The organism is Mesorhizobium sp. W050, assembly GCF_054719535.1.
Genome location: NZ_JBTTIH010000001.1, coordinates 200988 through 220391, shown reverse-complemented (window position 1 = coordinate 220391; position 19404 = coordinate 200988). Strand labels below are relative to the sequence as shown.

Genomic DNA, 19404 nt, shown 5'->3' with positions numbered 1-19404 from the left:
CGCCTCACCCGAACCGTGCCGCCGTCCAAGCCCCACCCGCAGCATTCGACTCCACCGCCGCCGCCACAAACTTCACCCCGCGCGCGCCATCGACGACATCGGGCACCTGTGCCGCGCGCGCCGGATCAACCGACCCGCCCGAACGGTGCGCGCGAATGATGTCGGCGGCGTCGCGGTAGAAATTGGCGAAGGCCTCGATATATCCCTCCGGATGCGCCGCCGGCATGCGCGACACGCGCTGGCTCTCAGTGGTCGAGCCATGGCCGCCGCGCACCAGCGTGCGGGTCTCCTCGCCGTAGATGGAGAAGCGCAGTTCTTCCGGCCGGCCGCCCGACCATTCGAGCCCGGCTTTGTCGCCATAGATGCGCACCGAGAGATCATTGTAGTGGCCGGGCGAGGTCTGGCTGGCGAGGATCGTGCCGCGCGCCCCGCCCGTCCAGTGCACCAGCACATGCGCATTGTCGTCGAGCCGGCGTCTGGGGACGGCGGTGAACAGATCGGCCGACACCGCCTCGGCCTCACAGCCGGAGATATAGCTTGCCAGGTTGAAGGCATGCACGCCGATATCGGCCAGCACCGCCGACTGCCCGGCGCGCGCCGGATCGGTGCGCCACTCCGCCTGCTTCTGGCCCTCGGCGTCGATCGGCTTGGTCAGCCAGTCCTGGATGTAGGCGCCATGCACGGACACGATGCGGCCAAGCGCGCCCGCCGCCACCATCTCGCGCGCCTGGCGGACCATGGCGTAGCCGGTGTTGTTGAGCGTGACGACGAAGCGTCGCTTTTTCTCCCGCGCCAGCGCCACCAATGCTTCTGCGTCGGCCAGCGTCGTCGACAGCGGCTTGTCGCAGATCACGTCGATGCCGGCCTCGAGAAAGGCCGTGGCGATCGGCGCGTGCAGATGGTTGGGCGTGACGATGACCACCGCCTCGATGCCGTCCGGCCGCGCCGCTTCGGCTCGTGCCATGGCGCGATAATCGGCATAGCTGCGCTCGGGCGCGATGCCGATCACGGCGGCCGATGCGGCGGCGTTTTCCGGGTCCGACGACAGCGCGCCGGCGACCAGCACGATCTGGTCGTCGAGGCGCATGGCGAGCCGATGCACCGCGCCGATGAAAGCGTTGCGGCCGCCGCCGACCATGCCGACCCGCAGCCGCTTGCCCGCCGATCCGTCCGATGTTGCGTAGACCATGTTTCCTCCTGGGAAGACAGTTTTGCCGTCGTCGAGTTCTGTCCCGCCCCCCTCTGTCCTACCGGACATCTCCCCCACGAGGGGGGAGATCAGGCACCACAGCGGCCTTCGCCAATCTCAGACGTCGCAAGAGGGCGCCGAAGGCGAAACTGCCAATCTCCCCACCCGTGGGGGAGATGTCCGGCAGGACAGAGGGGGGCGCCGTAGAGCGCTGCTTTTGACCGCTCGCATCAGTCACACTTTCGAACATGATTTCCAATTTTCATATTGTAAAACGATCGTATCGCGCTAGCCTGAAATCATGAGTGGGGCAAGCAAGGCATCCGGACGGTCCAGCACCGACGAGGCGGCGACGCGCAAGCGCGGGCGCTCGCTGGCCGCGCTTGGCTACATCCAGCCGCAGACCTATGAGGAGCTGCGCGCGGTGCTGTCGTCGGGCACGGTGCATTTCCCCAAGCGGCTGCGCCAGGTGGCAATCTTCCTGTGGCAGCATCCGAGCGACGTCGCGCTCGGCACCATCGCGCAGGTTGCGGCACAGGCCGGCGTGCAGCCCTCGACGCTGGTGCGCTTTGCCCAGATCTTCGGCTATTCCGGCTTTTCCGATTTCCAGGGCCTGTTCAAGGAGCACATCAAGGGCTCATGGCCGGAAGGGCGCGGCGAACCGCGCACCGAGACCGAGCCAAATCTGCATTTCCTGCACGGCATGGTCGGCGCATCGCAGGCCTCGCTGGGGCGCATCGAGGCCGGCTTCGACGTCGAGAGTTTCGACAAGATGGTGGCGCTGCTGGCGGCGGCCGAGCTGATCTATGTCATCGGCTCCAAGCGCGCCTTTCCCGTCACCGCCTATCTCTCGCTGACGCTCTCGCAGCAAGGCGTGCGCAACGTGCTGGTCGACAATGTCGGGTCCTCCGCACTCGACCAGATCGGCTGCATCGGCGGCCGGGATGCCGTGCTCGCTGTCTCCTTCAGCCCCTACAATTCGATCACGCCCGATCTCGTCGCGGTGGCGCATGAGCGCAAGGCGCGCATCGTCACCGTCACCGACAGCACCTTCAGCCCGCTGATCCCGCTCTCGGACAGCTGGCTGGAAGTGGTGGAATCCGACTTTGCCGGCTTCCGCTCACTGGCGGCCTCGCTCGCCGTTGGGATGGCGCTGGTCCATGGCGTGGCGGCGCGGCGCGGCGAATGAGGCGTCACTGGTCCAATTGACTATCGGGAATTGTCGTTCCATATTTCTCAAAATAGAAACTTTATTCCCGGGAGGAGGAATGGAGATCCGGCTTGACGGCAAGGTGGCTCTGGTCACCGGGTCGACGCAAGGCATTGGCCGCGCCATTGCCGAGACGCTGGCGCGTTCCGGTGCCGCCGGGCTGCTGGTCACCGGCCGAGAGAAGACGCGTGGCGAGGCTGTGGCGGCCGAGCTTTCGCAAATGGGCACGCCGACCATCTTCGTCGCCGCCGACCTTGCCGATCCTGACGCCCCCACCCTTCTGGCGCAAGCCTGCATCGAGCGCTTCGGCCGCATCGATGCGCTGGTCAACGCCGCCGGCCTGACCGATCGCGCCTCCTTCCTCGACGCCAGCCTCGACGACTGGGCGGCACTGTTTGCCGTCAACACGCGCGCGCCGTTCTTCCTGATGCAGGCGGCGATTGCCGACATGAAGCAGCGCGGACAGGGCGGCGCCATTCTCAACATCCTGTCGATCAACGCCCATTGCGGTTCGCCGGAACTCGCCGTCTATTCCGCCACCAAGGGCGCGCTGGCGACGCTGACCAGGAACGCCGCCAACGCCCACCGTTTCGATCGCATCCGCGTCAACGGCATCAATGTCGGCTGGACCGACACGCCGGCCGAACGCATCATGCAGGCGGAGACATTGGGCAACGGCCCTGGCTGGCTCGACAAGGCCAATGCCGCGCAGCCTTTCGGCCGGCTGCTGACGCCGGACGACATCGCCAGCCTCGCCGTCTTCCTGCTCTCCGATGCCGCCGGACCGATGACCGGCGCGGTCATCGACCAGGAACAGGCGGTGATCGGGGCGAACCGGTGAGCGCTTCCACCGAAACGCTTGGGCCGGCGCTGCTCGACCGCTTGCCGGCCTCGGTCCAGACACCGTCCTATGACCGTACGCTCCTCTCGCCCGGCATGGCGCATCTCGGCGTCGGCGCCTTCCACCGCTGCCATCAGGCCGAATACACCGACGATCTCATCTCGCTGCGCTTCGACCGCTGGGGCATCGTCGGCATCAACATCCGTCCGCCCAGCCTTGCCGACACGCTGGGACGGCAGGGCGGGCTGTACACAAGGCTGATCCGCGAGAACAGCCACATCGAGGCGCGCGTCATCGGCAGCATCGTCCGGGTGGTCGACAGCCAGGAGAGTGCGGCACTGGCGCTCGGCGTGCTGATCTCACCCGATATCGAGTTGGTGACGATGACAGTGACGGAAAAAGGCTATTGCCACGTCCCGTCCAGCGGCGAACTCGACCTTGGCCATCCTGATATCGTCCACGACCTCGCCAACCCCGAGAAGCCGCGCAGCGTCCCCGGCCTGTTGGTGCGGGCGCTGGAGCAGCGCAGGGCCACACATGAGCGACCCATAACGTTTCTCTCCTGTGACAACATTCCGACCAACGGTACTATCCTGAACAATGTCGTGCGGACGTTTGCCGAACGGCGGAGCAAAGGGCTGGCCCGCTGGATAGAGGCCAATGTCGCGTTCCCCGCGGCCATGGTCGACCGCATCGCGCCGGCGGTGACGCAGGATGACCTCGACAGTGTCGAACAATGGTTCGGCTACCACGATGCCGCCGTCGCTGTCGGTGAGCCGTTCCGGCAATGGGTGATCGAGGAAAAATTCGCCGGCCGCATGCCGCGCTGGGATCTGGTCGGCGCCACCTTTGTCGACGACGTCACGCCGTTTGAGCATCTCAAGATGCGGGTGCTGAATGGCGCCCAGACGGCACTCGCCACGCTCGGCGTTCTGGCTGGTCTCGAGCACACATCGGATGCCATGGCCGACCCGCTGCTGTCGGACTTCATCAGGCGCATGCTGGTCGAAGAGACTGTGCCGACGCTGATGCCGGTGCCGGGCATCCTGCCGCTTGCCTATGTCGAGCAGAGTCTTGCCCGGCTGAAGAACACCGCGATCCGCCACCGCAACCACCAGATTGCCACCGACGGTTCGCAGAAGATCGTCCAGCGCCTGCTCAACCCGATCCGCGACCGGCTGAGACAGAGCGCCAGCGTTGGCCTGCTGTCGGTGCCGGTCGCCGGCTGGATGGCCTATCTGATCCAGGCCTCGGAACGTTTCGGCAGACGCTGGCCGGTGTCGGATCCCTATGCCGGCAAGGTCGCCGCGATCGCCGATGCGACCGGTCACGATGCCAGCGCGCTGGTGTCCGCCATCCTTGCCATCGACGGGATATTCGACCCCGGCCTTGCCGCCGACGATACGTTCCGCGCGGCCGTCACATCGGCGCTGGGCGACCTGCTGTCGGACGATCCGATGGCGGCTGTCCGGCACAGTCTTGAACAAGATGAGGTCGCGAGGTTGAAGCGATCCAAACAATCGGCATTATAGTCGTCGGGGTCTAGGAGGCAGAATGAAACTAGGAGTGCTAACAGCACCTTTTGCGGAGACGCCGCTTGGCGAGGTCGCCGGCTGGGCAAGCTCGGTTGGCTTCGAGGCGCTGGAAATCGCCTGCTGGCCGAAAACCTCCGGCGCGACGCGACGCTATGCCGGCACCAGTCATATCGACGCCGCCTCCACCTCGCCTGCGCAGGCCAAGGAGATTGCCGCATCGCTGGCAGAGAAGAAACTCACGGTCTCTGGCCTCGGCTACTATCCCAACCCGTTGCATCCGGACCCTGCCCATCGCGAGGCCGTCATCGGGCATCTGAAGAAGGTCATCGTGCTGGCCGCCAATATGGGCGTGCCGGTGGTCAACACCTTCTGCGGCGGCGATGCCTCGAAGACCGTGGACGTCAACTGGCAGGACGCGCTGAAAGTCTGGCCCGAGACCGTCGCCTATGCGCGCGGCCACGGGGTAAAACTCGCCTTCGAGAACTGCCCGATGATCTTCAGTTATGACGAGTGGCCGGGCGGGCACAACATCGCCTATTCGCCCTACATCTGGCGGCGCATCCTCGAGGCCTGGGGCGGCGAGGTCGGCATGAATTTCGACCCCTCGCATCTGGTCTGGCAGATGATCGACCAGGGCCGCTTCATCAAGGAGTTCGGCCCCTACATGCTGCATGTCCACGCCAAGGATTTGATGATCGATCATGATGGTTTGTATGAGCGCGGGATTCTTTCCGCCGGGATAGGCTGGCAGGTGCCGCGCATGCCGGGATTGGGCGATGTCGACTGGAGCGGCTTCTTCTCCGGCCTCTACCGCGCCGGCTATGACGGCTCGGTCATCATCGAACATGAGGACAGGCGGTTTGAAGGCAACGACGATGCGGTGAAGCGGGGCTTCCTGCTCGCCCGCGACGTGCTGCGCCCCTTCGTCAAATGACGAGGTGAATGACTTGGTCCGATCCTGCCGAAGGGTCTGACCCTGAGACGAAAAACAACAATGTGGAGGAGTACTGACATGAAGAAAATACTGACCATGGTCCCGTTGCTTGCGGGCGCTGCCTTGCTGGCATCGATGGGCGTGTCGTCGGCCGAAGCCAAATATACGATCGGCATTTCCAACACCGTGCAGGGCAATGGCTGGCGCGAGGAAATGGTCTGCGCCATGAAGGCGCAGGCGCTGGCTTCGGGCGAAGTGACGAAGCTCAACATCGCCCACCGCAACACCGATGCCGCCGGCCAGCTCGAAGACATCCGCAATCTGATCAGCGCCAAGGTCGACGCCATCGTCGTCAACCCCGCTGATCCCGCGGGCATCAAGGCGGGCCTGGAAGAAGCCACCAAGGCCGGCATCGTCGTCGTTGCCGTCGACCAGGCGGTGACCGAACCGTCGGCCTACATCATCTCCAACAACCAGGAACAGTATGCCTATCTCGGCGCCAAATGGCTGTTCCAGCAGATGGGCGGCAAGGGCGAAGTGTTCTACATGCGCGGCGCCGCCGGCGCCTCGGCCGATAGCGATCGCGACAAAGGCTTCAAGAAGGCGCTGGCCGAAAACCCCGGCGTGAAGGTGGCGCAGGAAGTCTTCACCGGCTGGCAGCAGGATCAGGCCAAGCAGCAGATGCTGTCGTTCCTGGCCACCGGCACGCCGTTCAACGGCGTGTGGACGTCGGGCATCGACAACGTCATCGTCGACGCGCTGGTCGAATCGCAGGCGCCGCTGGTGCCGGTGGTCGGCGCCGACAATGCCGGCTTCGTCGGCCAGCTGAGCTCGGTGAAAGGTCTCGTCGGTGCAGCCGTCACCAACCCCGGCTCGATCGGCGGCGCGGGCGTGACGCTGGCGCTGCAGATCCTCGACGGCAAGAAGCCGGCGCAGCAGACCGTGCTGGTCGACCCGCAGCTGTGGGACAACGCCACCGACGAAGGCAAGGCCAAGCTGAAGGCAGCCGCCGACCCGTCGCTCAGCCCGGAATGGCCGGTCTCGATCTCGATCCCGGAGTGGACGACCTACACGAAGGACCAGATCGTGGCCTGCAAGGGGCCGGGGGAGTAAGCCTGGTTTGAATGAACTGGCGAGGACGGCGAACGGCCGTCCTCGTCACACAGACTAGCGCTCTACGGCGCCCCCTCTGTCCTGCCGGACATCTCCCCCACAGGTGGGGAGATTGGCTGTCATCTCGGCTTTCGCAAATTTTCTACGTCGCAAGACGAGGGGCGGCGCCGGAACTGCCAATCTCCCCCCAAGTGGGGGAGATGTCCGGCAGGACAGAGGGGGGCGCCGTAGAGTGCCAGCAAGAGAATTTCTGAGCGGACATCGATTTGACCACCAGCCCCCTCCTCGACGCCACCGGCGTCGCCAAGAACTACGGCGCGGTTGCAGCGCTTCGCAACGCGTCGCTCTCCGTGCTGCCTGGCGAGGTCCACGCGCTGATGGGCGCCAACGGCGCCGGCAAGTCGACGCTGGTGAAGATCCTGACCGGCGCCATTCCGGCGAACTCCGGCCGCATCCTGATCCGTGGCGAAGCGCGCGACATTCGCTCGCCCGCCGCCGCGCGCCGCGCCGGGCTGCTGCCGGTCTACCAGGAGCCGTCGCTAATCCCCGATCTCGACGTTCTCTCCAATCTCAGGCTCACCGGCACGCCGGTCGAGCCGTTCCGCGCCTGGGTGCGCGAGCTCGGCATCACCGACCTCGATCTGCGCGACACCGCGCGCGACATTCCGCTGGCCGTGCTGCGCGTGCTCGACCTGGCGCGGGCGCTCGCCGTCGAGCCGGACGTGCTGCTGCTCGACGAGATGACGGCGGCCCTGCCCGCCAACCTCGCCGAAAAAGTGCTGGAAGTGGTGCGCCGCCAGGGCGATGCCGGTCGCGCCGTGATCTTCATCTCGCACCGCTTCGTCGAAATCTCCGCACTGTGCGACCGCGCCACCGTGCTGCGCGACGGCGAGACCGTCGGTGTCGTCGACATCGTGCCGGGCGTGGAAGAAAAGATCGTCGAGCTGATGCTCGGCACCCGCATCGTCAAAACCCATGTCGCGGCCCGCAGCGCTGCCGAGAAGGCCGCGCCCGCGACCACCCGGCCGCGCATTTCGGTGCGAAACCTGCGCGTCGGCGCCAAGCTCAGCGATGTCTCCTTCGATCTCGCCGACGGCGAAGTCGCCGGCGTCGTCGCGCTCGAAGGCCAGGGCCAGGACGAGTTGTTCGCCGCCCTTGCCGGCTCGATCCGGCCCTCCGGCGGCACGATCGAAGTCGATGGCCAGCCGGTGAAATTCTCGCATCCGATCGACGCCATCCGCGCCGGCATTGCCTATGTGCCGGGGGACCGCTCGGAAGCGCTCGCCATGCAGCGCTCGGTGCGCGAAAACATCGCGCTGCCTTTCAGCGCTGCCTTGCGCAACTGGGGTCCGATCAACATGCGCCGCGAACGCGCGACCGTGCTCAGCGCCATCGAGCGGCTGCAGATCGACACCCGCGCCCAGGGCGAAGTGCAGCGCCTGTCCGGGGGCAATCAGCAGAAGGTGACCATCGCCCGCTGGATCGCGGCGGATGCCCGCACCATCCTGTGCTTCGACCCGACGCGCGGCATCGATGTCGGCACCAAGCAGGAGATCTACAAGCTGCTGCGCGAACTCGCCGGCAACGGCAAGTCGGTGCTGTTCTACACCTCGGAGCTGGAGGAGGTGCAGCGCGTCTGCGACCGCGTCATCGTCATCTTCGGCGGCCGCATGGTCGACATTTTTCCGGTCGAGGAGGCCGACGAGCCGGCGCTGATGCGCGCCGCCTACGGCCTGCCGCGCGGCGCCAAGGCCGATATCGGCATATTGGCTGATCCGACCGCGAACACTTCGGCTTCGCCGGAGGCCGCGCCATGAGCCATTTCCTGCGCCGCCAAGCCTGGGTCGTCGGCCTGTTCGCCCTGCTCATCGTCCTGTTCATCGCCACCAGGATCATCCAGCCGGCCTATGGCAGCAATGATTTCGGCTCGCTCGCCCGAGCCGTTCTGCCCTATGCCTTCGCAGTCGCCGCGCAGACCGTCGTCGTCATCGCCGGCGGCATTGACCTGTCGGTCGCCGCCATGATGGCGCTGACCAGCGTCACCGCGGCGTCGATGATGAATGGCGCGAGCGAGGAATACGCGCTGTTCGTGGTGCCCTTCGTGCTGGCCATGGGTTTCGTGCTCGGCGCACTCAACGGCCTGCTCATCGTCGTCACCCGCGTGCCCGACATTGTCGTGACGCTGGCCATGCTGTTCGTGCTGCAGGGTGCAGCCCTGCTGGTACTCGACGCGCCGGGCGGCGGCATCGCCGAATGGCTGAAGGCGCTGATCTCTGGCACCGTACCGATCCCCGGCCTGCCCGACGCCATAGACGCCTGGCTGCCCAAGGCGCTGCTGGTGCTGATCGTGTGCCTCTGCGTCATCTGGATACCACTGAGGCGCTCGCGCCTCGGCCTCTCCATCTACTCCATCGGCTCTAGCGAACTGGCGGCGTTCCGCTCCGGCGTGCCGGTCAAGCGCACTCGCATCATCGCCTATGCGCTGTCCGGCCTGTTCGCCGCCTTTGGCGGCCTGGCGCTGACCATGAGCACCGGCATCGGCGCCCCCATCCCCGGCCCCTATCTGCTCGCCAGCGTCGCCGCCGTGGTGCTGGGCGGCGTCGCGCTCGGCGGCGGCAAGGGCGGCCTGCTCGGCCCGATCGTCGCCGTCTTCGTGTTGCGCCTGGTGCGCACGGATTTGACGCTGCTTGCCATCGACCCGAATGTCACCGCCATCATCGAGGGGCTGATCATGGTGGCGGTGGTGATGTTCGGCGCGTTTATCACGATGCGGGGGCGGCAATGATGGGAGGGCTGTCGCAGAGAGACGTCGGCGTTCCTTCGCGCCCCCCTCTGTCCTGCCGGACATCTCCCCCACAAGGGGGGAGATTGGATGTCGCGACGACCTTCGCCAATCTCCAACCTTGCAAGAATGAGCGAGGCGCTGAAGCTGCCAATCTCCCCACAAGTGGGGGAGATGGCCGGCAGGCCAGAGGGGGGCGCCGTAGAGCACTGTCCTCGCCAACTTGCCGCACCTTGCAAACCTCATCGCGAGCAAGAGCCGCCCCATGAGCACCACCGCCATCACCCCGGTCCCCTTCGCCCGCCGCATAAAGCGCTTCATGGCCGATCGCCCGCTCATCCCGCTGATCGTCCTGCTCGCCATCCTGGTTATAATCCTGCAGATCCTGCGCCCCGGCATCGTCAACGAGCGCTGGATCGCCAACACTATTAAATTCGCCATACCGCTGGCGATCCTGGCGGGATGCCAGACCATGACCATGCTGACCGGCGGCATCGACCTGTCGGTCGGCACGGTGGCGACGATGAGCGCCTTCATCATGGCCACGCAAGTGGTCAACCAGGACCCGGCGGTGGCGTTCCTCCTGGCGATGATGCCGGCGGTGCTGATCGGCCTCGTCAATGGCATTGGCGTCGGCGTCTTCCGCGTCCACCCGCTGATCATGACGCTGGGCACCAGCCTGATCGGCACCGGCTGCCTGCAGGTCTACCAGCGCACGGTGATCGCGTCGGGCGCAAAAATCCCCGACTTCCTGGCTTGGCTCGGCACCGGCGTGACATGGGGCTTCCCCAACGCGCTGCTGCTGTTCGTGCCGCTCGCCGCCCTCATCGTCTTCACGCTCGCCCGCACCGGCTTCGGCCGCCTGCTCTACGCCGTCGGCGACAATGAGCGCGCGACCCGCCTGTCGGGCGTGCAATACTGGCAGGTCATCACCGCGCTCTACGTCACCTCCAGCGTGCTCGCCGGCATCACCGGCCTGCTCTATATCGGCCTGATCAAGGCCCCCTCGCTGTCGCTCGCCGAACCGCTGGTGCTGCCCTCGGTCGCCGCCGCCGTCATCGGCGGCACCTCTATCTTCGGCGGCCGCGGCGGCTACACCGGCAGCATCATCGGCGCCCTGATCCTGACCGTGCTGACAACACTGCTGACCATCCTGCAGATGCCGGAGGGGGCACGGCGGATCTTGTTCGGGCTGATCGTGCTGTTCGTGACGGCGGCGTATCTGCGGATTGTGGAGGAGAGGTAGGGGGCCGAGGCCAGCGCCAGCCGAGACGGAGTGGGGACCGCCCTACGCGATTGCCATCATCCTGGACGACCTTGCCCACCCAGACGCAACGCCCCTTACTTCAACGAAATCGCCAACCCGCTCAAATCCGCATTCACCTGCAGCCCCACCTGCCGGCCCGTAAGCTCGAGCGTGGCGCCCTTGTCATTGGTCATGACGATCACCTGCGCCCCCTTGCCGAGCGCGCCGCCACCGCCGGCCGCGCCATAAACCCCGGTCGCATCCCGCACCCTGCGGATGTGCCGCACGGTGCCCTTGAAGTAGGTCTTGGAAACGCCGAAAGCGAAGCCGCCCGAAACGCCGCCGATCGTGATGGGATAGGAGCGGCCGTGGAAGGTCAGCGTCCCCTCGCCGCCGGAACCGCCGACGAAGAAGGCCGCCTTGTAGACGGCAAAGCGGATCGTGCCGCTATCGGCATGCGCGGCGCTGGCAGCGCTGACAGCAACGGTGGCTATTGCCGCAACCGCGAGCGAACGAAAGCTGGATGAGATGGTCATGATGGGGAGCTCCTCAAGTGCGCCGCTTGCCCAACCGGCAGGCGGCGTCGGCGTCGTAACCAACTTGAACAATCTAGCCCGTGATTTGGTTCCAGGCAGGCTGTGACAAGATCCGACGAAACGTGACGTGGTGTACTTTCGGGTTGCGGAGGAGGCGGCGGCTATTTCCTCTTCCTGAGCACTTTTCGCAGCGTTAACTTCAACCGCCTCATCTGGTAATGGCGCCGCAACTTGGCCAGCGCCGACCGGTGGGCGGTGTCGATTGCAGCCAGCGAGTCCGCCTCGGCTGCCTGCGGCAGCGCGAGCAGCGCGTCGGCCTGAAGATCGGCAAAGGGCTTGGGGTCATAGATGGCGAACGGCGTCGGCGGGTCGCTGAGCACGGTGGGGTTGCTGTTGATCTCGAACACTACAAGCCTGCCGTCCACGAAAGTGTAGTCGATGCGGCCATACTGCATGCGGGCTTTTTCGAAGACCTGCATGACCGCATTGGCGTCAGGATTCGTATCGACATAGGTCCTGATTTCTTCGATATGCGCCTGCAGCAATTGCTCGGGCGAATTCTTGACGAACCACGATTTCGACATGGCGCAATGCTGGCCGTAGATCGTATCGCCGACCCGAAACGCCGCGTACTTCCTGAAATAACCGTCCATTCCGGGGGTGCCGATCATCTCCACCACCATCGGCCGCACCAGATCGCTACCGTCCAGCCGGGCGATCGCGGCGTCCAGCGCCGGCCGGTCGTGCAGCAGCGGCGGCTCCCTGTAGAGTGCGCCCGTCTCGTCGCGGATGAAAACGGGATAGCGTATCGCCTCTTCCAGCTCGTCCGGCCTGAACACACGAAAAGCGTTGCTGCCGTCGGCATGAAGCAGGCGCAGCAGGTCGAAGCGCTGCAGGCTGGCGGTCGGGTGATTGAGCTGCGTCAGGCCGGTGTTGTCAGCCAGTTCGGCGCTGATGCCGGCCGCGCGGCTCAATTCGTCCGATGTCAGCCGGTCCATGTCGGACCAGATGACCACCCCGGCGCGAACGCCGCGCAGCAGCCCGGCATCCTCGTAGCGCACCAGCCGGAACCACGCCTCCAGGTCAGTCCGGTGATACAGAAGCACCACCGCCTGCGTGTAGGCGTGCTCCCGGTGCGCGACGTAAAATATCATGCGTTTCCGTTGTCCGTATGTAATTGCAAAGGGGAACCATGATAATTAGACAGGCTTGTGAAAGCCGTGAAATGGTTCTCGATCCGGCATGCGTCAAACAGGAGATAGAACAGGTTGACGTTTCCGTGAAGCTGCAAACCGCATTGGCAAGAAACTGCCATGCGCCATCAACGCGTTAGAAGTCGAGGCAGCCGACACATGAATTTAGACGATGTTGCGATACCCATCCGCCGGTTAGACCTGGAAGACATCCCTTTGCTGATGGAGCTTGAGGCTGCCGCCTGGGCCGCACCGCTGCAGGCGAGCGAAACGACCATCCGCCACCGGCTGGCACTCGGACACACCATGTTCGGCGCGATCGATGGCGATCTGCTTGCTGGCACCATCTGCTTTACCGAGACCAGCCAGGATCCGCTGGTGCGCGCCGATTTCCCCAGGAATTTTGATGCCTATGCATCGCTGCCGCGCAGCGAGCCGGTTTACGCACTTTACGCCTACAATCTCTGCGTCCGGCCGAGCCATCGCGGCTCCAACACGGCGGTGCGGCTCTTGAAGGAGATGGAGAGCCACGGCCGCCGCCTGGGCGCCAGCTGGCTGATCGGCGATGGCCGCTGCTCGTCCTATGCCGGCTCCTCGGGCGAAGAGTATGATCATGTCAAGGCCGATGCGCGGTTCCGCGCCACCATCGACCGCTGGAACCAGACCGGCACAAGACCGCCGCTGGAAGAGATCATCCGCGATCCGCTGCTGCGCATGCACTACCGCGTCTACGGATGCGAGTTCCTCTACGTCATGCCGGACTTCTTCCCGCAGGACGCCACGTCAGGCGGCTTCAGGGTCATTTCAGCCAAGAATCTCAAGGCATGAGATTCGAGCCGTCATGACAGCTCCGCATTTCGATCCGTTCGCGCTCGGCGACGACCCGTTTCCGCATTTCGCCCGCATGCGCGCCGCCGGCGGCATTGCGCGCGGCGTCGCGCCCTATCCCGAGCTGGCCGACGCGCATTATGTGTTCAGCCATGAGCTGGTGTCGGGCGCGCTGAAGCATCCCGCTCTTCTTCAGGCGCCGCCGGGTACATATGAAGAGGTCCGCCGCAAGCTCGTCGACCATGCGCCCATGGCTCTGCTCAGCCGCTCGGTGCTGCTCGCCGATCCGCCTCAGCATGGCGCCTTGCGCCGGCCGGTCGCTGGCTTTTTCTCACGGCCGGCCATCGAAGCTCTGACGCAAGGTCTTCGCGCGCTGAGCCACGAGCTGGTCGAGCGTGCGCTGGCGGATGGCCGCGTCGACGCCGTCGCCGGGCTCGCCGTGCCGGTGTCCTTCTGGCTGCTGCAGGAAATCCTCGGCATCGAGATCGAGGACCCTTGGGCGTTGAAATCGGTGACCCGCCGCATGGCCAGCGCATTCGACCTGCGAAGAGCGCAGCCGCCGGCAGCAAGCGCCGAGGCCTATCGCGAATGCCAGGCTTTTGTCGAGGAGCGGCTGGCTCGACAGGCCTACCGGCCGGACGGAATGGTTGCCGGCATGGTGCGGGAGGTTGCGCAAGGCCGCTGGTCGCGCGGGGACATGGTGGCCAACATCGTCTTCATGCTGTTTGCCGGACAGGAGACTGTCGTCGACGCTCTCGGCAACGCAATTGTTGCGCTGGATCGCTTTCCCGAACAGCGCGCGCTGCTCGAGCGCGGCGCTGTCGACTGGAGCAGCGCGGCGGCCGAACTGCTGCGCTATGGCGCCTCGGTGCAATACGCCGTCGCCCGCATCGCGGCGCAGGACATCGACCTCGGCGACGTCAGGATTGCGGCTGGCGAAGCGGTCGTGCCGGTGCTCGGCAGCGGCAATCGCGACGATGCCGTCTTCGCCGATGGCGACCGGCTGGACCTCACGCGCCCGCCAGCCATGTCGATGACCTTCGGCACCGGCCTGCATGTCTGCCTCGGGCAACATGTCGCCCGTATCGAGATCGCGGCGATGATAGAAGCCCTGTTCACCCGTGCGCCCGGATGGCGGCTCGATGCCGCAAATGCCGAGCGCCGCGCCACGATGTCGTTTCACGGCATGGCTACCGCGCCGCTGATCCTCGACCCCGCTGCGTGAAAAGCGGCCGCGTCTGGGCGATGACCGCCGGGTCGAGCGACCTGACGATTTCCGAAACCTTTGCCCGCAAGGCGCCCACCGTCGCATCGTCGAGCGGATCGAGAATATCGTTCTGATCTCTCGATACCCGGTACTCGTCCAGCGACGGCGCCTCGCTCGACGGCGTGAAGCCGCCGCCGCGGGCATGCTTGTCGGCCAGTTCCTGCCTCGATTTCACGGCATAGTGGCGGATCCAGCCGATCTTCCATTCCATCGGCATGGCCGCCGGGTGCTTGTCGAGCGTCATGCCGTCGACCAGCGTCCTGCGCAGCGAGATGCGGAAACCGTGCGGGTGCGGCATGAACTGCCCGGGATCCCGCAGCGCCTTGCGCAGCACCGAGGACACGCGGGCAAACGACTTCTTCCAGCGCGCGGTCGGGGCGTCATGCGTGCCGCGCCTTTGAAACCGCACCGTCACCAGTTCGTCGTCATAGGCCTCTTTGCCGTCGCTGCCGAAATTCACCCAGCGAAAGGCGACGCTGCGCACGCCTGGGCGGCTCAAAAGCGAGCGGACCAGTTCCGCTCCGCTCCAGGGCGGCCCGTCGAGCGGCTCGAGGAACTCGTCGGCGTCCATGAAGCCCAGATAGCGATAGCCGTGGAGCAATGCCTGCCAGTAAAGATAGGAATAGGCCCGCCGCTGCGGCAGCACCGTGTCGTGCCGCCAGTCGACGAGCCGGATCCAGCCGGCATCGCGCAACGCCTGGAGCACCGCCGACTGCGGGCCGGCGCTGCAGTTGTCGGCGATCATCAGGTCGAAGCCATGCAGCTTGTGCCAGGCGACCCACTCGATCACATAGGGCTGCTCCAGCTTCATGATCGCGCAGATCACCGGCCTGTTGACGGAAAACGGAATTTCTCATCGCAACGCTTTCCCCGCGCCACCCGCTGCTGCTTGAGGCTCGACCTGCCGGAACGGGATCGCATCGCCATAAAATGCCGCAAGCTGCTCCGAAGAGCCCGTCCAGTCGCCCATGTCGAACTGGTGGAACCGATAGCGTGGGTCGTCAAGGGGCAGCAGGTCGATATCCGGCCTGATGCACCGGTCGAATATGCCGGCCACCGGCAGATGGATCGTCCGCGCCGAAGACAACCAACCGGCCAGCCAGGAGAAGCTGCTCACCCCCGTGACGAGATGGCTCGCCCGGCGCAGCGTCTCGAAATCGGTCAATGGCGACGCCTTCGGCGCGAAGACAGCATCGGGAAAACGCTGACGCAGGCGCCGGCAATAATCGTTGTCCTCATGGGTCTGGCCGACGAAGACCGGCTTGCGGCCGCTATCCTTGATGAGCGTCTCGAAGAAGCCGAATGGCATCGGGCAATAGTTGCGGTGGAAGCCGTCGAGGATGTCGCCGGCCCGCACATGGATGACGAGGAAATCGTCGCCATGGGTCGGCGCGGCGACGGCACGCCCGTCGAAAAGCCCGGAGACCTCGTCCCGGTCATAATAACCCAGCCGCTGCGCAAAGCCCTTGAAGCGGATGCTCCGCGCCCGCCTGTCGCGGAACGCGGCTATGATCCCGTCGAGGTCGTAGCGGTGATAGCCGTCGACCCGAAGCAGCCGGTATTTCCACAACAAAGGCGGCCGCACCCTGGCAATGGACCATTCCGGCAGGTCGGCGTCGCAGACATAGCCACCGGGGATACGCTTCGCCAGCACATGGCAAAACATGTACTGGAACATCTTGTTCGCCATGCCGCCAAACGGCTGCATCACGATGGGCACTTGCCGCATTGGACCCCTTTCGCCAAAGACGGTCATTGTTACCCGAGCTGCGCGGGCCGGTCGACTGGCCTCTGGCCAAGGGCGCATCATGATCGCCGCCGTCAAGCCACCCTCAGGGATAATGCGTCGGCTTTGGCGCGTAGATCTTTGGATCGAAGTCCAGATCCCTCGGCAAGGGCAGGCTTGAGCACTGCAAATGCACCTCGCGTGCGAGCAGCCGGCGCCGCTTCTGCTCATGCTCCTTGATGGCCGCAACGAGCCCCATGCTGTAAGGCCCAAGCACGACGCCGGCGGCCCATCCTGGATGCTCCTTCTCGCGTTGGTCGTAATTCAAGGCATCCGTGCGGGCCTGCTGGCATTCCGGCGTTGCCCATTTCGGGTCTTGGGTCGAGAGCGAGGCTCCATACTGGACCGGAGACGATACGCACCCTGCCACTGTCGCAGTCAACGCGACGACCGTTGCAATTCTCATCCGCAAGCCCCTCCTAATGTAGGACGCGACTACAAGACGATTCCAGCGGGAAAAAGGCAGCTTCAGGATGCGGATTTTGCAGGGCCGCTCACCCCAGCAGGTTGCGCGCCGTGCGCATGAAGATTTTCGAACCGATCGGGATCAGATCGTCGGGAAAATCATAATCGGGGTTGTGCAGCGAAGGATGGCGCTCGCCGGCGCCGAGAAAGAACATGGCTGAGCTCGCCTTGTGGCCGAAAATGCCGAAATCTTCCGAGGCGCGCATCGGCAGGGCCTCTTCGCTGCGCGCGACACCTTCCTCGTCGAGCGCGCGGTTGAGATGTTCCACCGCGTCCGGCGCATTGACGCTGGCGACGAAGATTTCGTGATAGTCGCAGCGCACGGAAAGGTGGTGCTCGCCCGCGATCCTGGCGGCCAGGGCTTCCGCAGCTGCGACCAACTCCGCCATGCGCTCGTCGCGCCTTGTGCGCAGCGTCGCCCAAACTTCGGCGTAGCCGGGCGCAATGCCGAACACGGCCTCGCCCATGGTCGCATGGGTGACGGTCACCATGCTGAAATCGTCATCGGCGAAAGTGCCGCGCCCGAGTGCCGGAAGCGCCGGCATCAGCTGGCTGATCGCCGGCATCGGCGACACGCCGGTTTCGGGCATGGAGGAATGCGCGGTCTTGCCCTCCAGCACGATGCGGATGCCGCGCGAGGCGCAGTTGACGACGCCGGGCTTGAGCCGCACCTCGCCGAACGGCACGCCCGGCAGATTGTGCAGCGAGAAGGCAAAATCCGGCGCGATCTCGCCAAAGCGTGGATCGGCGACGACGCCGGCCGCACCATTGCCGGTCTCCTCCGCCGGCTGGAACATCAAGACGACGCGGCCGCGCGCCGGCCGTTCTCGTCCGAGCTGGCGGCCGAGTGCGGCCAGGATCGCGGTGTGGCCGTCATGGCCGCACATATGCGATTTTCCCGGCACCTGCGAGGCATGCTCGACGCCCGAAAGCTCCTCGATCGGCAGCGCATCGATCTCCGAGCGGAACAGCACCGTCGGCCCCGCCTGGCCGCTGTCATAGACCGCCGCCACGCCATGACCGCCAAGGCCGGTCAGCACCTTGTCCGGCCCTGTATCGGCGAGGAAGCCGACGACTTCCTTGGCGGTCTTTTCCTCTTCGTTGGAGATTTCCGGCTGCTGGTGCAGCTTGCGGCGCCATGCCGTCAGCTCGATGATATCGCGATTGGTGAGGGTCATGGTTGGGCTCCGCTTTGGTGCTGCAGGTTACACAAACACGATAGGGTTTTTCTCACGCCGTGCCATACTGATCAATTCCGCTGGTCCATCTGCCTGTCTTGTGTGAGCGTAGATGACGACATCCCATGACCACCACACAACCCAGAGAATTTCCAGCTCCGCACTGAGGCCGTCGATCTCATCTCCGACATCCGGTGGCTTCTCCTGAAAAGCGCCGCGTGCTCGCCTGTGCGACATCTTTGCTTCCATCCACCCGAAGGAACGTTTCGGAGCAACAATGGCCAGGCGGTTTGCGTTTCTCTTGGTTCGCGACTTCACGCTGTCGCCGCTGTCGCTGTTCATCGACACGCTGCGGCTGGCCGGCGATGAAGGCGACCGCAGCCGCCGGATCGAGTTCGACTGGGAGATCGTCGGCGAGCGTGGCCTGCCGATCCGGGCGAGTTGCGGTGTCGAGTTGCTGCCGACCAAGGCGATCGGCAATCCGCAGGAGTTCGACAATGTCGTCGTGGTCGGTGGCCTGCTCGACACCAACCGCAGCCTCAGCTCCGAAAAGGAGGCCTTCCTGTTGCGGGCGGCCGAAAAGGGCGTGCCGCTGACGGCACTCTGCACCGGCAGCTTCGTGCTCGCGCGCTACGGTCTGCTCGATAGCTACAGTGCTGCCGTCAGCTGGTTTCACATCAAGGATTTCCGCAGCCAATTCCCTGATGTGAACGCCCATGCCGACAGCCTGTTTTCCGTCGATAGGGGCCGCTCGACCTGCGCCGGAGGCACGGGTGCGGCCGACCTTGCCGGCCATTTCGTGTCGCAGTTCATCGGCCGCAAGGCTGCGGAAAAAGCCGCCAAGATCCTCGTGCTCGACCGCATCCGCTCGAGCCTGGATGTGCAGCCAGTCGGCGATCTCTTTCCGGCCGCGTCGAGCCGAGCGGTGAAACGGGCGCTGCTTCTGATGGAAAGCAATCTCCAGGAGACGCTGTCGGTCGCCGAGATCGCGGGCCGGTTGCATTTATCCCGGCGCCAGCTTGAGCGGCTGTTCGGCGCCGAGCTCGGCATCGGCCCGATGGCCGCCTATCTTGCGCTGCGCGTACATCAGGCCAAGTCGCTGCTGGAGGGGAGCGACTTGGCAATCGGCGACATCGCCTACCGCTGCGGTTTTCCCAATGCCGGCCATTTCAGCCGTGTCTTCCGCCAGCAGACCGGCATCACGCCGACCCATCTCAGGCATCCGAACCGAATGTCCGGTGTCTTTGCCGACGGCAAGGGGAGCGGTCCCTAAGCCTATATTGGGGCGTGCGATCTCGCCG

18 protein-coding genes are annotated in these 19404 nt (G+C 65.2%); 11 read left to right on the top strand and 7 right to left on the bottom strand.

The features are described 5' to 3' along the window. Positions 1 to 4: 4 nt before the first annotated feature. Positions 5 to 1189, bottom strand: a complete 1185-nt coding sequence (locus tag ACYG9Y_RS01030; protein ID WP_023737575.1) for a Gfo/Idh/MocA family protein — start codon at positions 1187 to 1189, stop codon at positions 5 to 7. A 301-nt stretch (positions 1190 to 1490) separates the two neighbouring features. Between ACYG9Y_RS01030 and ACYG9Y_RS01025 the strand changes: the two genes are divergently transcribed. The 8 genes from ACYG9Y_RS01025 (at position 1491) to ACYG9Y_RS00990 (ending at position 10850) form a co-directional block, all read left to right on the top strand. Next, positions 1491 to 2378: a MurR/RpiR family transcriptional regulator gene (locus ACYG9Y_RS01025; RefSeq protein WP_023737574.1), complete on the top strand. Its 888-nt coding sequence runs from the start codon at positions 1491 to 1493 to the stop codon at positions 2376 to 2378. Positions 2379 to 2457: 79 nt separating this feature from the next. Continuing rightward, entirely contained in the window at positions 2458 to 3240 is a 783-nt protein-coding gene (locus ACYG9Y_RS01020) for an SDR family oxidoreductase (RefSeq protein ID WP_023737573.1), read from the top strand. Then, the gene (locus ACYG9Y_RS01015; RefSeq protein ID WP_023737572.1) at positions 3237 to 4772 is read left to right on the top strand and encodes a mannitol dehydrogenase family protein; all 1536 of its coding nucleotides are present in this window, start codon (positions 3237 to 3239) and stop codon (positions 4770 to 4772) included. The genes ACYG9Y_RS01020 and ACYG9Y_RS01015 overlap by 4 nt, the downstream gene beginning before the upstream one ends. A 22-nt stretch (positions 4773 to 4794) precedes the next feature. Then, positions 4795 to 5709: a sugar phosphate isomerase/epimerase family protein gene (locus ACYG9Y_RS01010; protein WP_023737571.1), complete on the top strand. Its 915-nt coding sequence runs from the start codon at positions 4795 to 4797 to the stop codon at positions 5707 to 5709. 78 nt (positions 5710 to 5787) lie between these two features. Then, a complete protein-coding gene (locus ACYG9Y_RS01005) occupies positions 5788 to 6822 on the top strand; it encodes an ABC transporter substrate-binding protein (protein ID WP_023683115.1) in 1035 nt (344 codons plus the stop codon). Positions 6823 to 7088: 266 nt separating this feature from the next. Continuing rightward, positions 7089 to 8639, top strand: coding sequence for a sugar ABC transporter ATP-binding protein (locus ACYG9Y_RS01000; protein WP_023737570.1), 1551 nt, complete (start codon positions 7089 to 7091; stop codon positions 8637 to 8639). Beyond that, on the top strand, positions 8636 to 9607 hold the full coding sequence (locus ACYG9Y_RS00995; protein WP_023737569.1) for an ABC transporter permease: 972 nt from the start codon (positions 8636 to 8638) through the stop codon (positions 9605 to 9607). The genes ACYG9Y_RS01000 and ACYG9Y_RS00995 overlap by 4 nt, the downstream gene beginning before the upstream one ends. A 262-nt stretch (positions 9608 to 9869) precedes the next feature. Further along, positions 9870 to 10850, top strand: coding sequence for an ABC transporter permease (locus ACYG9Y_RS00990; RefSeq protein WP_023737568.1), 981 nt, complete (start codon positions 9870 to 9872; stop codon positions 10848 to 10850). A 95-nt stretch (positions 10851 to 10945) separates the two neighbouring features. On the opposite strand, the gene ACYG9Y_RS00985 is transcribed toward ACYG9Y_RS00990, so the two are convergent. Together ACYG9Y_RS00985 and ACYG9Y_RS00980 are read right to left on the bottom strand one after the other, a co-directional pair. Next, positions 10946 to 11386: a lipid-binding SYLF domain-containing protein gene (locus ACYG9Y_RS00985; protein ID WP_023737567.1), complete on the bottom strand. Its 441-nt coding sequence runs from the start codon at positions 11384 to 11386 to the stop codon at positions 10946 to 10948. A 161-nt stretch (positions 11387 to 11547) separates the two neighbouring features. Next, on the bottom strand, positions 11548 to 12540 hold the full coding sequence (locus tag ACYG9Y_RS00980) for a hypothetical protein (RefSeq protein ID WP_023737566.1): 993 nt from the start codon (positions 12538 to 12540) through the stop codon (positions 11548 to 11550). 198 nt (positions 12541 to 12738) lie between these two features. Here ACYG9Y_RS00980 and ACYG9Y_RS00975 point away from each other — a divergent pair, with 198 nt between their 5' ends. Together ACYG9Y_RS00975 and ACYG9Y_RS00970 are read left to right on the top strand one after the other, a co-directional pair. Beyond that, complete coding sequence (locus tag ACYG9Y_RS00975; protein ID WP_031202403.1) at positions 12739 to 13407, top strand: hypothetical protein; 669 nt, start codon at positions 12739 to 12741, stop codon at positions 13405 to 13407. 13 nt (positions 13408 to 13420) lie between these two features. Then, the gene (locus tag ACYG9Y_RS00970; protein ID WP_023737565.1) at positions 13421 to 14632 is read left to right on the top strand and encodes a cytochrome P450; all 1212 of its coding nucleotides are present in this window, start codon (positions 13421 to 13423) and stop codon (positions 14630 to 14632) included. Here ACYG9Y_RS00970 and ACYG9Y_RS00965 read toward each other — a convergent pair. The 4 genes from ACYG9Y_RS00965 to ACYG9Y_RS00950 all read right to left on the bottom strand — a co-directional run bounded on the left by ACYG9Y_RS00965 (position 14598) and on the right by ACYG9Y_RS00950 (position 18103). Then, complete coding sequence (locus tag ACYG9Y_RS00965; protein ID WP_156929732.1) at positions 14598 to 15485, bottom strand: glycosyltransferase family protein; 888 nt, start codon at positions 15483 to 15485, stop codon at positions 14598 to 14600. The two genes, ACYG9Y_RS00970 and ACYG9Y_RS00965, sit on opposite strands and share 35 nt — an antisense overlap. A 42-nt stretch (positions 15486 to 15527) precedes the next feature. Continuing rightward, positions 15528 to 16403, bottom strand: coding sequence for an alpha-1,2-fucosyltransferase (locus ACYG9Y_RS00960; RefSeq protein WP_023698639.1), 876 nt, complete (start codon positions 16401 to 16403; stop codon positions 15528 to 15530). A gap of 103 nt (positions 16404 to 16506) precedes the next feature. After that, positions 16507 to 16866: a hypothetical protein gene (locus ACYG9Y_RS00955; RefSeq protein ID WP_023737563.1), complete on the bottom strand. Its 360-nt coding sequence runs from the start codon at positions 16864 to 16866 to the stop codon at positions 16507 to 16509. Between the two features lie 88 nt (positions 16867 to 16954). Then, positions 16955 to 18103 (bottom strand): amidohydrolase, encoded by a 1149-nt coding sequence (locus ACYG9Y_RS00950; RefSeq protein ID WP_023737562.1) that lies wholly within the window; start codon positions 18101 to 18103, stop codon positions 16955 to 16957. Between the two features lie 277 nt (positions 18104 to 18380). Between ACYG9Y_RS00950 and ACYG9Y_RS00945 the strand changes: the two genes are divergently transcribed. Beyond that, positions 18381 to 19376 carry a GlxA family transcriptional regulator gene (locus ACYG9Y_RS00945; protein ID WP_023737560.1) on the top strand — a complete coding sequence of 332 codons (996 nt, stop codon included), beginning with the start codon at positions 18381 to 18383 and terminating at the stop codon, positions 19374 to 19376. Positions 19377 to 19404: the final 28 nt, after the last annotated feature.